The 13,474-nt window shown below is 72.3% G+C and carries 14 protein-coding genes; 9 read left to right on the plus strand and 5 right to left on the minus strand.

Going from position 1 to position 13,474, the window contains the following annotated elements; translation table 11 throughout:
• Positions 1–23 precede the first annotated feature (23 nt).
• Positions 24–1,256 (minus strand): acyl-CoA dehydrogenase family protein, encoded by a 1,233-nt coding sequence (locus ACNQOV_RS02350; RefSeq protein WP_416393199.1) that lies wholly within the window; start codon positions 1,254–1,256, stop codon positions 24–26.
• A gap of 102 nt (positions 1,257–1,358) precedes the next feature.
• Positions 1,359–2,018 (minus strand): AmiS/UreI family transporter, encoded by a 660-nt coding sequence (locus ACNQOV_RS02355; RefSeq protein WP_416393200.1) that lies wholly within the window; start codon positions 2,016–2,018, stop codon positions 1,359–1,361.
• A gap of 298 nt (positions 2,019–2,316) precedes the next feature.
• Here ACNQOV_RS02355 and ACNQOV_RS02360 point away from each other — a divergent pair, with 298 nt between their 5' ends.
• The 7 genes from ACNQOV_RS02360 to ACNQOV_RS02390 all read left to right on the plus strand — a co-directional run bounded on the left by ACNQOV_RS02360 (position 2,317) and on the right by ACNQOV_RS02390 (position 8,486).
• On the plus strand, positions 2,317–2,550 hold the full coding sequence (locus ACNQOV_RS02360; protein WP_022907416.1) for a PLDc N-terminal domain-containing protein: 234 nt from the start codon (positions 2,317–2,319) through the stop codon (positions 2,548–2,550).
• 42 nt (positions 2,551–2,592) lie between these two features.
• Positions 2,593–3,009 carry a hypothetical protein gene (locus tag ACNQOV_RS02365; RefSeq protein ID WP_416393201.1) on the plus strand — a complete coding sequence of 139 codons (417 nt, stop codon included), beginning with the start codon at positions 2,593–2,595 and terminating at the stop codon, positions 3,007–3,009.
• A 56-nt stretch (positions 3,010–3,065) separates the two neighbouring features.
• The gene (mobA, locus tag ACNQOV_RS02370; RefSeq protein ID WP_416393202.1) at positions 3,066–3,692 is read left to right on the plus strand and encodes a molybdenum cofactor guanylyltransferase; all 627 of its coding nucleotides are present in this window, start codon (positions 3,066–3,068) and stop codon (positions 3,690–3,692) included.
• 8 nt (positions 3,693–3,700) lie between these two features.
• On the plus strand, positions 3,701–3,967 hold the full coding sequence (locus ACNQOV_RS02375; RefSeq protein WP_031262690.1) for a DUF6457 domain-containing protein: 267 nt from the start codon (positions 3,701–3,703) through the stop codon (positions 3,965–3,967).
• Complete coding sequence (locus ACNQOV_RS02380; RefSeq protein ID WP_416393203.1) at positions 3,964–5,136, plus strand: molybdopterin molybdotransferase MoeA; 1,173 nt, start codon at positions 3,964–3,966, stop codon at positions 5,134–5,136. The genes ACNQOV_RS02375 and ACNQOV_RS02380 overlap by 4 nt, the downstream gene beginning before the upstream one ends.
• Before the next feature lie 114 nt (positions 5,137–5,250).
• Positions 5,251–6,183, plus strand: coding sequence for a formate dehydrogenase accessory sulfurtransferase FdhD (fdhD, locus tag ACNQOV_RS02385; RefSeq protein ID WP_416393204.1), 933 nt, complete (start codon positions 5,251–5,253; stop codon positions 6,181–6,183).
• Positions 6,180–8,486 (plus strand): FdhF/YdeP family oxidoreductase, encoded by a 2,307-nt coding sequence (locus tag ACNQOV_RS02390; RefSeq protein ID WP_022907412.1) that lies wholly within the window; start codon positions 6,180–6,182, stop codon positions 8,484–8,486. Before fdhD ends, ACNQOV_RS02390 begins: the two co-directional genes overlap by 4 nt.
• Positions 8,487–8,568: 82 nt before the next feature.
• Here the strand turns inward: ACNQOV_RS02390 and ACNQOV_RS02395 are convergent, their stop codons facing one another.
• On the minus strand, positions 8,569–10,047 hold the full coding sequence (locus tag ACNQOV_RS02395) for a PepSY-associated TM helix domain-containing protein (protein WP_416393205.1): 1,479 nt from the start codon (positions 10,045–10,047) through the stop codon (positions 8,569–8,571).
• Between the two features lie 145 nt (positions 10,048–10,192).
• On the opposite strand from ACNQOV_RS02395, the gene ACNQOV_RS02400 reads away from it, so the two are divergent.
• Positions 10,193–10,390, plus strand: coding sequence for a hypothetical protein (locus ACNQOV_RS02400; RefSeq protein WP_416393206.1), 198 nt, complete (start codon positions 10,193–10,195; stop codon positions 10,388–10,390).
• A 103-nt stretch (positions 10,391–10,493) separates the two neighbouring features.
• Here ACNQOV_RS02400 and ACNQOV_RS02405 read toward each other — a convergent pair whose 3' ends face one another.
• Positions 10,494–12,260 (minus strand): hypothetical protein, encoded by a 1,767-nt coding sequence (locus ACNQOV_RS02405; RefSeq protein WP_416393208.1) that lies wholly within the window; start codon positions 12,258–12,260, stop codon positions 10,494–10,496.
• A gap of 263 nt (positions 12,261–12,523) precedes the next feature.
• On the opposite strand from ACNQOV_RS02405, the gene ACNQOV_RS02410 reads away from it, so the two are divergent.
• Positions 12,524–12,757, plus strand: coding sequence for a PLDc N-terminal domain-containing protein (locus ACNQOV_RS02410; RefSeq protein WP_022907408.1), 234 nt, complete (start codon positions 12,524–12,526; stop codon positions 12,755–12,757).
• Between the two features lie 147 nt (positions 12,758–12,904).
• Here the strand turns inward: ACNQOV_RS02410 and ACNQOV_RS02415 are convergent, their stop codons facing one another.
• Positions 12,905–13,402 (minus strand): GNAT family N-acetyltransferase, encoded by a 498-nt coding sequence (locus tag ACNQOV_RS02415; protein WP_416393210.1) that lies wholly within the window; start codon positions 13,400–13,402, stop codon positions 12,905–12,907.
• Positions 13,403–13,474: the final 72 nt, after the last annotated feature.

Below are 13,474 nucleotides of genomic sequence, written 5' to 3' on the forward strand. Positions count from 1 at the left end.
CGACCCGGCCGACGGCGCTCGGACTACCGACGCGTCGCGCCGATCGCCCAGACACGCGGCGGCTCGACGCCGTTCACGGCGTGGTCGCCGATGATGCGCGCTTTGAACACCCACGGGTTGTGGCTGCCAGCGGTGCGAGCGTTGCGCCAGTGCCGGTCGAGGTTCTTCGTCGTGCTCACGCCGGACGCGGCGAGGGCGTCGAACAGGTGGCTCGTCGCCGTCGTCGCGAGGGAGGTGAGCGCGACCTGCGCCTGCGCCGTCGCGAGCTCCGCACGGTCGTTGCGCCGCTCGTCCTCGGCGGTGTCGAGGGCGGCGCCCTCGTACGCGGCCTGCAGCGCCTCCGCTGCCCGGTCGACGATCGCCGACGCGGCGAAGCCGGCGGCGGAGACCTCACCGACGACCTGCAGGATCTGCGGGTCGGCCGCGAAGGTGTCGGCGTTGCCGTGCGAGAACACGCGGTTGCGGCTCCGGACCTGCAGGGCGATCTCGCGTTCGGCGGCGAGGACCGAGCCCGCCAGCACCGTGAGGAGCACGGCCTGGTAGTAGGCGGTCTGGTACTTGAACCGGTCGTCGAACGGGATGACCGCGTCGGCGGCGACGACCGCGTCGGTGAAGGTGCTGGTGCCCGAGCCGGTGGTGCGCTGGCCGAAGCCGTCCCAGTCGTCGCCGTGGGTCACACCCGGCTGGTGGGCGTCGACGATCGCGATGACCCGTTCCCCGGTGTCGGTGCGCTCGGCGTACGTGTCGATCCAGTCGGCGAAGATGCTGCCCGTCGAGTAGTACTTCTGGCCGCTGATCCGGAACGTGCCGTCGTCCTGCGGGGTCACCTTCGTGATGACGTCGCCGATCTGGACGGCACCGACCTCGGTCCAGGAGTTCCCGGCGATCTCCCCGCGGCCGAAGCGCTCGAGCCACGCGTCGCGCTCCCCCGTGCGGGCGACGAGTCGGTCCTCGACGAGGGCGAAGTGGCCGCGAAGGGCCTGCGGGATGTTGCTGTCGGCGGCGGCGAGTTCGGTGAGCAGGCGGAACACCTGCGGCAGCGTCGCACCCGCCCCGCCGAACGCGACGGGGACGCGCACGGCGCCGAACCCGGCGGCGGCGAGCTCGCGGATCTCGTCGAAGGGCAGGCGGTGCTCCTGCTCGCGGGCGCTGGCACCGGCGGCGATGCGGTCGAAGATCGGTCGGAAGCGGGCGGCGAGGGTCTCGTAGTCGACGGCGTCGTCGGTCGCGGGACGGGCAGCGGTGGTGTCGGTCATGGTGGTGTGCCTTCCGGTACGGGGTCGGGCGGTGGGGGGCGGGGTTCGGGGTCGGGCGGTGGGGCGGGCTTCGGGGTCGGGGTCTCGGTCGCGGCGCTGTCGTCAGACGGCCGCGGTCGGCGCGGCGACCACGTGCTCGACCGGGGTGGCACCGTCGACGCCGGCTGCGGCGGTCGACCGGGGCGATCCCCGTCGTGCGAGGACCGCGGCGCCGACGAACACGGCGATCGCGACCACGACCGCTCCGGTGGTCCACCAGCCCCCGGCGGGCCACCGTCCGGCGAGTCCGAGCAGCGCCGGCACCGTCGTGGTGGTCTGGCTCGCGAGGACGAGCGCCCAGGCGGTGAACCGGCCGATGTCACGACCCAGGGCGAGCAGCAGGAAGAACAGCGTCCAGAGCCCGGCCCACGTCGCCCAGAGGACGGCGAGCACCGGGTCGACCGCGACGTTCGTGACGGCGAACGCGACGGCGACCGCCGCGACGAAGCCGCAGAACCACCCCAGTCCGGTCGCCCCGAGGCCGGCGAGGGCATCGAGACCGACGTACAGGTAGGTCAGGCCGAACAGGAACGTCCCCGTGATGGACAGCAGGGCGGGGAGGGAGCCGTCTGCGGCGACGGCGACGGCGATGCACAGCAGGAGCTGGAGGCCGCCGATGAGGACGTTGAACACGCCGCTGTCCCGGCCGGGGACGCGTCCGAGGAGCGTGAGGCCGTTGACCAGGAGCGCTGCGCCGGAGAGAAGCAAGCAGATGTACGCCATGCGGAGAACCGTGGCACCGCGCCGTGCCCGCCGGAAGGGTTGTGTCGCACCGTGTCCGTCCGTGACGCGCGGTGACGGAGCGGCCGCGGCTCGTTGCTCCGCGTGACCGACGGGCCACCGGTGCCCCGTGCACGGACGGATCGACTGACGTGCCCGGGGCCGGTGGGCCGGTGAGCGGTGGGCCGGTTGGCCGGTTGGCGGTGATGTCAACCGCTGGACGGACGATCCCCGACCGTGCCCGCTCCTATCCTGGGACGGCCGCGCAGCGCACCGCGCGCCGCGACGAGGGGAGGACGACGTGCTCGAGAACCTGGGTGGGACGCACGTGCTGGTGGTGCTGGTCCTGCTGGCGCTGGACGTGATCGCGCTGGTGCAGGTGTGGCGGGACCGACGGCGGAGCGACGTCGTGAAGGTGCTCTGGACCGTCGTGATCCTCGCGCTGCCGGTCATCGGTGTGCTCGGCTGGGCCGTGAACTGGCTCCTGGGACGAGCAGCCGATCGGCTCGACCGGGCGAACGGCCCGCGCGCGTGAGCGTCGTCCGCCCGCTCCGTGCTCGTCCGGGCGCGTGACGCGGTGACGAGCGAGCGCCACGCCGAGCTGATCGCCGGACTCGAGTCGGCCGCGTCGGACGAGTGGGGTCCGCGCGCACTCCTCGCCTGCCTGCGGAAACTGCGCGACGGCGGCCCGACCGAGGGCCGCTCCGTGGTGGTCCACGACGCCTGGGCGACCGAGGACGGGTTCCGGGTGGTCTACGACGCACCGTTCGGCGGTCCGCGGGTCGGTGTCATCCGCGACCGCGGCACCTCGGTCGACTGGCTCGACGTGTACACGACCGGCGACGAGCCGACGCCCGAGGAGTTCGGGTGGGAGGTCGCGGACCACAACATCGGCGAACCGCTCGGTCGGCACATCGACGACCTCGACCTGGACGCCGACGGGCTCGGCTGGTGGGGTCACCGGCCGCTGCGCCGTCCCGGTCGGCGGGGCTGACCCACCGCACCGGGGCCGCACATCGGGCATGATGCAGGTCGACCCGAGGAGGCCCCGTGCACCAACCGTACGACGCCGTCCTGCTCGCCGGTGGGCGGGCAGCGCGACTCGGCGGCATCGACAAGACGGCGCTGCGCGCTCGCGGCACGACGCTCCTGGACCACGCGGTCGCGGCTGCGGCGAGCGCCGTCCGGGTCGTCGTGGTCGGACCGCGTGACGCCGACGCGCTGCCCCCGCGGGTGGTCCGCGCGCGTGAGGACCCGCCGTTCGCCGGTCCCGTGGCCGCGATCGCCGCCGGGCTGGAGGCGGTGTCGGTGCACGCGCCGCTCACCCTCGTCCTGGCGTGCGACCTGGTCCACCCCGGGGCGGCGACCGCACGGCTGGTCGAGGCGGCGACCGCGCGGCTGTTCGAGGCTGCGAGCGCGACGGCGACCGACGGACTCCGGGACGGCGTCGTCGCGGTCGACGACGACGGCCGACGCCAGCCGCTGCTCGCGCTGTACCGGACGGCCGCGCTCCGCGAGGCGGTGGAGTCGGTGCGAGCGGACGCCGGCACGCTGGCAGGCACGTCGATGCGGCGGCTCCTCGCTCCGCTCGACCTGGTCGAGGTCGCCGTGCCCTCGGCGCTCTGCGCGGACGTCGACGATCCGGATGCCGCAGCCCGTCTCACCGATCCTGCTTGACTGGCCCCATGACCACAGACGACGTCCTGGCCGGATGGACCGCAGAGCTCGCCGCGGCGCTCGGGTTCCCCGCCGACTTCGAGCTCGACGTCGACGTCGTGCTCGACCTCGCTCGTGACGCGGCGCACGGGGTGGCACGGCCGGCCGCACCGCTGACGACGTTCCTGGTCGGGTACGCGGCGGGGCTCCGCGGTGGCACGACGGCCGACGTCACCGAGGCCGCAGCCACCGCGACCCGGCTCGCCACCGCACGGGGCGAGCAGTCGGACGCGTGACGGGCTCACTCCTGCCCTGGCTGGACGCCCGGGACGCGGCGCACCGGCAGGGCCTCCAGCTCCGCGACGTGCCCGAGACGATCGCGCTCGACGGCGCCGTCGGTCGCACGCTCGCGGCGCCGCTCGACGCTCCCGGCGACGTCCCCGGGCACGACGGTGCCGCGATGGACGGCTGGGCCGTGGCGGGCGACGGACCGTGGCGGGTCGGTGCGCCGATCGTCGCCGGGGCTGCGCCGTCGGTCGAACCCCTGGTTCCCGGCACGGCGCGTCCGATCACCACGGGGGCGCCCGTCCCCCCTGGCACGTCCCTGGTGGTCCGCTCCGAGGACGCCGGACTCGACGCGGCGGGGCTGCTCGTCCGGCACACCGCCTCGCACCGGCGACACGTCCGGCCCGCTGCGGAGGAGATCGCACGAGGCGAACTGCTGTTCGGGTCTGGGCAGGTCCTGACCCCACCGCGGATCGCCCTCGCCGCGGCGTCGGGCGTCGACGAGGTGCGCGTCGCCCCGGCGCCGACCGTCCGGGTTGCGGTGCTCGGCGACGAGGTCGTCGGGCGCGGTGTCCCACTGCCGGGTCGTGTCCGCGACGTCTTCTCCCCCACGCTGCCCGCCGTCCTCCGGTCGATGGGCGCCGATCCGACCGTGGCCGTCCACGTGCCGGACGGCGCGGACGAGACGGCCGCTGCCCTCGGCGACGCCCCGGAGCGCCTCGTGGTGAGCACCGGCGGGACGGCCGGCTCGTCGACCGACCACGTCCGCGGCGCGCTCGCACGGATCGGTGCGGAACTCGTCGTCGACCGCGTCGACATCCGGCCGGGCCGACCGGTGCTGCTCGCTCGCCGGGGACGGACGCTCCACCTGTGCCTGCCCGGCAACCCGATGGCCGCCATGGTCGGGATGGTGCTGTTCGGCGGGCCGCTGGTGGCCGGGCTCCTGGGGCGCCCGGTCGATCAGCCATCGGTGGTCCGGCTCGGCGTCGACGTGCCGAACGAGCGGTCCGGTGCCCTCGTCCTGGCGTACCGGTCCACGGATGCGGGTGCGGTCCCGACGACGCACCAGAGCTCGGCGATGCTGCGCGGGCTGGCCGAGGCCGACGGGCTGCTCGTCGTCCCCGCTGGCGGACGACGAGCCGGCGAGACCGCCGCGGCCATCCCGCCGCCCTGGGGCTGAGGACCCTGACGGGGTGACGACCCCGACGGGGTGACGACCCCGAGGCTGGCCCCGATCCGCACTCGGACGGGCGAGCCCCTTGGTGGTCGCAGCCGCCGGTGGTAGACCCGAACCATGAACCGGATCACCGCCCGGAAACGCGTCACCCGCATCACCGTCGGAACGTCCCGGGCGGTCCGGGACGACCTGCTCGCCGTCGAGGAGCCCCTGGAGATCCGCGTCGGGGGGAGCGCACTCGCGATCACGATGCGCACCCCGGGGAGTGACTTCGACCTCGCCGCGGGCTTCCTGGTGTCCGAGGGCGTCATCGCCCGGGGCGACGACTTCGCGGCCGCCCGGTACTGCGCGGGCGCCACGGCCGAGGGGTTGAACACGTACAACGTCCTCGACGTCACCCTCGCGCGGGGCGTCCCCGCGCCGGACCCGAGCCTCGAGCGGTCGTTCTACACGACGAGCTCCTGCGGGCTCTGCGGCAAGGCGAGCATCGACGCGGTCCGGACGCAGTCGCAGCACGCCGTCCTCCACGACGACCTCGTCGTCGACCCGGCGCTCCTGGCAACCTTCCCCGACCATCTCCGCGAGGCCCAGGCCGTGTTCGAGAAGACCGGCGGGCTGCACGCCGCAGCGCTGTTCGACGGCCGCACCGGTCGCATGCTCGTCCTGCGTGAGGACGTCGGGCGGCACAACGCCGTGGACAAGGTCGTCGGCTGGGCCGTCAAGGAGGACCTGCTCCCCCTGACCGGCACGGTCCTCATGGTGTCGGGGCGCGCGAGCTTCGAACTGACACAGAAGGCGTCGATGGCCGGCATCCCCGTGCTCGCGGCCGTCTCCGCGCCGTCGTCGCTCGCGGTCGACCTGGCCACCGAGGTCGGCGTCACCATCGTCGGCTTCCTCCGCGGGCAGAGCATGGTGGTCTACAGCCGACCGGACCGCATCGCCGAAGCACGAGCAGCAGCAGCAGCAGAAGCCGAAGCAGAAGCTGAAGCTGAAGAACAAGCAGCAGCAGACCCCGCCTCCCACCCCCGAACGACCGTGAGCGCCTCATGACCGAAGAACCCCCCGTCGCCGACGTGACCGACGCCGACCTCACCGTCGGCGAGCCGAAGGACTGGGCCGCCGGCGTCCCCGGGGTGCTGCACTCGATGGGTCCGGCGATCCAGCAGCTCGGCGTCGCACGCACGCTGAAGCTCATGACGTCCCTGAACCAGAAGGGCGGCTTCGACTGCATGAGCTGCGCCTGGCCGGACCCCGACCACCGCAAGGTCGCGGAGTTCTGCGAGAACGGCGGCAAGGCGGTCGTCTGGGAGGCCACGCCCGTGCTCGTGCCGGAGACGTTCTGGGCCGAGCACTCCGTGACCGACCTCGCCGAGAAGACGGAGTACTGGCTCGGCATGCAGGGTCGGCTGACGGAGCCGGTCTGGAAGCCGAAGGGCTCCGACCACTACGAGACGGTCAGCTGGGACCGCGCGTTCGAGATCATCGCGGACAAGCTGCGGAGCCTCTCCAGCCCCGACGAAGCGTCGTTCTACACCTCCGGGCGCACCTCGAACGAGGCCGCCTTCGTCTACCAATTGTTCGTCCGGGCCTTCGGCACGAACAACCTGCCGGACTGCTCGAACATGTGCCACGAGTCGACGAGCCTCGCCATGGCCGAGACCGTCGGCATCGGCAAGTCCACCATCGCGTACGACGACTTCGAGCAGACCGAGCTCATCATCGTGATGGGGCAGAACCCCGGCACCAACCACCCGCGGATGCTCACCGCCCTCGAGGACGCCAAGAAGAACGGCGCCGAGATCGTCGCGGTCAACCCGCTCCCCGAGGCGGGGCTCCGCCGGTACAAGAACCCGCAGAAAGTCCGGGGCGTCGTCGGGACGGGGACGCAGATCGCCGACCAGTTCCTGCAGATCCGTCTCGGTGGGGACATGGCGCTGCTGCAGGCCGTCGCGAAGCGGGTCGTCCTCGCCGAGCAGGCGGCACCGGGCACCGTCGTCGACCACGCCTTCATCGCCGAGCACACGAGCGGGTACGACGCCTTCGTGGAGCACATCCTGCAGGTGGACGACGACGAGGTCGTCCGCGCCACCGGCCTGACGATCGACGAGATCGACGAGCTCGCCGACCGCTACCTGCGGTCCGAGCGCACGATCATCACCTGGGCGATGGGCATCACGCAGCACACGAAGGCCGTCGACACGATCAAGGAGATCATCAACCTCCTGCTGCTGCGCGGGAACATCGGCCGCCCGGGTGCCGGCGCCTCGCCGATCCGGGGTCACAGCAACGTGCAGGGCGACCGGACGATGGGCATCTGGGAACAGATGCCGGACAGCTTCCTCGACGCCCTCGCCGCCGAGTTCCACTTCGAGCCGCCGCGCGAGCACGGCGTCGACGCGCTCAAGGGCATCCACGCGATGCGTCGCGGTGACATCCGGTTCTGGATGGGGATGGGCGGCAACCTCGTCGCCGCGATCTCGGACTCGCAGCTGGCCGAACAGGCCTTCCGTGGCACCGAGATGACCGTGCAGGTGTCGACCAAGCTGAACCGGTCGCACGCGGTCGTCGGTGAGGAGGCGCTCATCCTGCCCACCATGGGCCGTACCGAGATCGACGTCCAGGCGTCGGGGCCGCAGTTCGTCTCCGTCGAGGACACGGTGTGCTCGGTGCACGGCAGCCACGGCCAGGTGCCGCCGGTCGCCCCCGGCCTGCTCTCCGAGGTCGCGATCGTGTGCGAACTCGCGAAGGCCACGCTGGGTGACCGGGTCGCGATCGACTGGCAGCGCATGCGCGACGACTACGACGTGATCCGCGACCACATCAGCCACGTCGTGCCCGGCTTCGACGACTACTCGCGTCGTGCCGGCAGCAAGGAGGGCTTCGTCCTGCCGAACGGTCCCCGGGACTCGCGCACCTTCGCGACGGCGACCGGCAAGGCGATGATCACGGTCAACGAGCTCGAGCACGTCGACCGACCGGCGGGCACGCTGCTCCTGCAGACCCTGCGCTCCCACGACCAGTACAACACGACGATCTACAGCCTGAACGACCGGTACCGGGGCATCAAGAAGGGGCGGCACGTGGTCTTCGTGAACCCCGACGACCTCGCCGAGCTCGGTCTCGAGGACGGCCAGCACGTCGACGTCACCACGGTCTGGGACGACGACGTCGAGCGCGTGCTGCGCGACCAGCGCATCGTCGCCTACCCGAGTGCGAAGGGCTGCGCGGCCGCCTACTTCCCCGAGGCGAACGTCCTCGTGCCGCTCGACAGCGCGGCGAAGGGCAGCAACACCCCCGTCTCGAAGGCGGTCCCGGTCCGGCTCACGCCGACCGCCGCCACCCGGTCCGCGTAGGTCGCCAGGCGCTCCGGACGTCGCGCCCGTGGGCCGGGAGGCGCGGTGCGGGCCCGCACCGCGCCTCCCGTCCCACGGACGGTCACGTCCGCTGCCCGCGGAACGTCACGACGAGCGCGTCGACCACCAGGAAGAGGAGCAGGCCGACCCCGAGGGTCGGCAGCACGGCGCTGAACGCGAGCGCCGCCGCGACGACGGCCGCGACGCCCCACCACGGCGCACGGGCCAGCGCCCCGCCGGTCGGCGCACGCCCGACCCGACCACCGGGCGGACGGCGCTGCCACCACATGCCGTACCCGAACACGACCATCGCGGCGATGCCGAGCGCCGTGACGAACAGCAGGACCTGGTTCGGCAGGCCCCACATCGTGCCCATGTGCGTGTCGATGCCCCACCGGGTGAGCTTCGCGGGGACCGAGAACGTGTCGAAGTCCGTCCGGGACACCACGCTCCCGTCCCGTGGGTCGATCGCCACCGAGTCCACCGCCGTCGGGTACGACCGCTTGATCTCGGCGACGGTCCAGGCCTGGTCGGCCGTCGTCGGCGGGGTGATCTGCACCTCGGCGGCGTCGATGTTGACGGCCTTCGCCGCCGCGAGCACCTCGTCGAAGCGCTCCGGGGTGACCATCGGTGCGCCGGCACCGGTCGCGGCGGACCCGTGGTGCCCGGCGTGCTCGTCCGCCGGAGCGGACGACGGCCCGAGCGACGTGGTCAGCGACCGCGTCTGCCAGCCCCACGCGGCGCGCAACGCATCGACGTTGGCGCCGCCGAACTGTGACCAGGTGATGCCGGTCGCGGACAGGAAGAGGGCGCCGACGAGCAGCCAGATGCCGGTCGAGGCGTGCCACGAGGCCAGGCGGCGGTGTCCGCTGACGCCCCGGGCGGGGCGCACGAGGTCCCGTCGGCGACGCGCTGTCCGTGCCCGGGCGATCCAGAGCGCCAGGCCGGCGAGCGCCACGACCCCCAGCCACGACGCCGCGGTCTCGCTGTACACGCGCCCGACGTCGCCGAGGAACAGCGTGCGGTGGAAGGTGCTGATCCACGTCCGGATCGGCAGGGCACCCGAGGTGCCGTAGACGAGCAGGTCGCCGCGGACCTCGGCCGTGCCGGGGTCGACGAACACGGCGCGGGACTGTGACTCGAGCAGCCCGTCCTCGGCGAACATGACGCGCGTCGTGTCAACGGCCGTCGGCGCCGGACGCACCGCGGACAGCGTGTCCTCGGGATGGTGCTCGTCCGTGTACGCCTGCGCGGCCGCGACCTGGTCGGCGAGCGGCAGGGGTGCCGCACGCGACGGTGTCGTGAGCTCGTGCGCGTACACGGCCGACTCGATCGAGGGGGCGAGCGCGTACGCGGCGCCGGACAGCGCGGCGATCAGGACGAACGGTCCGACGAACACGCCGGCGGCGAAGTGCAGCCGGAGCAGGAGCTGCAGGAACCAGCCGCGTCGGCGGTCGGGCGTCGGCTCGGGTCGGGTGGGCGGGGTGACGGGACGATCGTCCAGGGCGGTCATCGGGTCCTCGGTGGCCGGGGTCGGGCCGGGTGCCGCGACGAGAAGCACTCTACAAGTTGTAGAACCGTTGATGCACGGACTCGCGGGGAGCCGTGCCGCCGAGCGCAACCGGCCAGCCGGAACCCGTACCGGAGCGCGACCTTGAACGAATCCGAATCGACTGCCGACGCCCGGGCCGGATACGGTCTGCCGCATGACGATCGACCCCCGGAACGGAAGCGGCACCGGTGCCTCCCTCACCGAGTTCATCCCCGCCGTGGAGTGGCTCTGGTTGGTGGTCGGCCTGGTCTGGCTCGTCGTGGCGATCGCCGGCGACCACCTCACCGACCGGCTGCGCGGCGCAGGAGCGCCGGGCAGCGGACGGCGCCCCGGATCCGCCCGATCCCACTGATCCGAGGCCGTCGCCGCACCGGGGACTCGACGAGCCGGACGCCGGCTGACCACGCCGGAGTCCCCGGCGCGGCGAGCGTTGCCGCACCGGGGACGTCCGTCGATCAGTTGTAGGAAGCCAGCCGGTTGGGGGCGGTGTTCCCCGCCGGCGTCGGCACCGCTCCGCCGACCCCGTTGATCACGCTGGAGATCGTGCCCGTGTCACCGAGCGACACCGTGACGAGCCCGTGCGCGCGGACACCGGCGGTCTGCGGGACCTCGAACGCCCGGTCGGCGTGCACCGCGGGGTTCGTGTTGAAGAAGCAGTAGACACCGCCGCCCCAGATCTCGTGGCTCGTGACGTTCGCGGCGACCTTGTACGCCGCGTAGCCGGCGCCGGTCGGGCTCTGCCACGACGCGTTGTCCGGCACGTCGTACGGCATCTCGTTCTGGAAGAAGATCGTCCGTCCGTTGTTGCCGTTCCACTGCACTTCGTACTTCTGGTAGTGCTCGACGAACAGACCGGTCGCGAGGACGTCGTTGCCGTTCACCTCGACACCGGTCGCGCCGGTGTTGACCGCCCACCCGGTGGCGGCCCCACCGTGGTCGGCACGCCAGGCCCAGATGTGGTCGACCAGGGTGTCGTCCGCGTTGACCTGCAGGGTCGTCGTCGCCTTGCCCTGGATGCTCGAACCGACGCGGAAGAAGACGTCCTGGACGCTCTGCGGGTCGGCGGCGTGGTCGACGTGCGAGCCACTCGTGCCGAGTCGGACGAGCTGGGCGCTGTTCTGCGAACCGGCGTCGACGACGAGGTTCGACACGTTCACGCCGGCGACGTCGGTCGAGGTGAGCACCGCGTTGCCCTGCGTCGGCACGAGCGTCGGGAAGCCGATCCCGGTGACGACCGTGTCCGGACGGGTGATCGCGATGGGCGCGTTCAGCTGGTAGGTGCCGGGCGTGAAGAACAGGTTGAGTCCCTGCGACAGCGCGCTGTTGATCGTCGCCGCCGAGTCGCCCGGGTGGACGACGTAGAAGTTCCGCATCGGGATGTCCGTGCCGGCGGTGTCCGGCCAGGTCACACCCGACGAGTTCTGCCGCAGCGACGGCACGAACACGTGGTACTTGTTCGACGAGTCGACGTACAGGTACGGCTTCTCGCGGGTCGTCGGCGTGGTCGCCAGGGTCGTGTAGCTCTTCGAGAAGTCGTTCGCCGGTGCACCCTGCACGCCCGAGAACGTCATGTTCCAGTTGCCGCCCTGCCAGGACCCGATGGACGAGCTGCGGGTGTACCACTGCTGCTGCGAGCCGGACGTGACCGTCCCGTCGACCTTCGTGTCGGCGATGTACCCACCGGACGAGTACCCCTGGCCGCCGTCCTGGTTCGAGGGTCCCATCGTGAGGTTCCCCTTGATGTGCACCCGGCGCATCGGCGCGGCCTGGGACACCGCCCAGCGATCGGTCCCGCCCTCCGGGACGATCGCCACGTTCTCGACCGACCGCCAGAAGTTCTGCGTCGCGTTCTTCTCGTCACCGGCGTTCCACCCGGAGTCGACGTTCACGGCACCGTTGATGGTGACGTCGTCGGGGTTCTTCCCGAGGCCGGCGACCGTCGTGTAGAACCCGAGGTTCGCCCACACCCGTCCGTAGGAGCCGGGCTTGAACAGGAACGCGTACCGCTGGCTCCCGAACTGCGCGCTGGTGCTCCGGAGCTGGGAGTCGAACGCCGCGTCGATGTCGGCCTGGATCGTGGACGTCGGTGTGGAGGGACTGTAGATCTTGACGTTGCTCCCGAAGTCCGGGGTGTCGCTCGTGGTGACCGCCTGGGCGGAGACCGCGGGCAGCACTGCCCCCACGACACCGACGCTCAGCGCGATCGCGACGAGGTGCTTCATCCGTCGTTGCATGATGCTCGATTCGTCATCGTGCGGCGTCGTTGCCGCACGCAACAGACGGTAGACCCGACCGTGCCCGGGAGCAGTCCGACGATCGGAGGACCAGGACGTGCCCCGGACAGCCCAGCGTGCGCCTTCGTGCTCGGCCCGCCCGGCGAGCAGCGATGTCAACCGCTGGACTGACGAACCGCCCGCCGCGCCCTCCTATCGTTGGACCGCCGCACAGCGCACCCCTGCGCCGCGGCGGACGAGGGGAGAACGACGTGCTCGAGAACCTGGGCGGCGCACACGTGCTGGTCCTGCTGGTCGTGCTGGCGCTGGACGTCCTCGCGCTGGTGCAGGTGTGGCGGGACCGACGTCGGAGCGACCTCGTGAAGATCGTCTGGACCGTCGTGATCGTCGCGGTGCCGGTCATCGGCGTGGTCGGGTGGGCCGTGAACTGGCTCCTCGGACGTGCGGCCGACCGGCTGAACCGGACGAGCGGTCCGAGCGCCTGACGCGGAGCGTGGCCGGACTCGGAGCAGCAGCGTCGGACGAGTGGGGTCCGCGGGTCGTCGGCCCGGTAGCCGTGGACGCGACCACGGCTCGACCAGGAGGCGCGGTGCGGCACCGACCCGCGCCTCCCGACCCACGGTCGCTGCGTTTCAGAGCCGCTTCGCGTACCACCGGTCCGAGTAGGGGTCTTCGGTGAAGGCGGGCACGCGCTCGAACCCGAGCCGCTCGTAGAGCGCACAGGCCTCGGCGAGTTCGGCACGGGTGTCCAGCCGGAGCACGCCGATCCCGCGGTGACGGCACATCACCTCGACCTCGCGGACGAGCCGGGCCGCCGTGCCCCGCCCACGCGCTTCAGGCAGGGTGAAGACCTTCGTGAGTTCGGCGACACCGAGACCGAAGCGCGCTCCAGCACAGGCGACGGCCCGCCCCTGCTCGACGGCGACGAGGAACACCCCGGACGCGCCGTGCAGGTCGTCGTACGGCTCGTCGCGCAGCGCCTGGTCGACCTCGTCCTCGGTCGCCGGGCGTCCGTACCAGCGCGACGCGACCTCGGCGAGGTACGCCCGCACGATCCCGTCAGCCACCGGGTCACCGGGGTGGACCGCCTCGACGGCGACGCTCGACCCGTCGCTGATCCGTCCGTCCACGATCCTCCCTGAAGCCCACTGCGACCGTACCGGTGGAGCGGTGTCGAGCGCAGTCCAGCTCCGCAACGGAGG

Origin of the sequence: Curtobacterium sp. LFS084 (assembly GCF_047977705.1) — a bacterium.
Lineage (GTDB): Bacteria > Actinomycetota > Actinomycetes > Actinomycetales > Microbacteriaceae > Curtobacterium.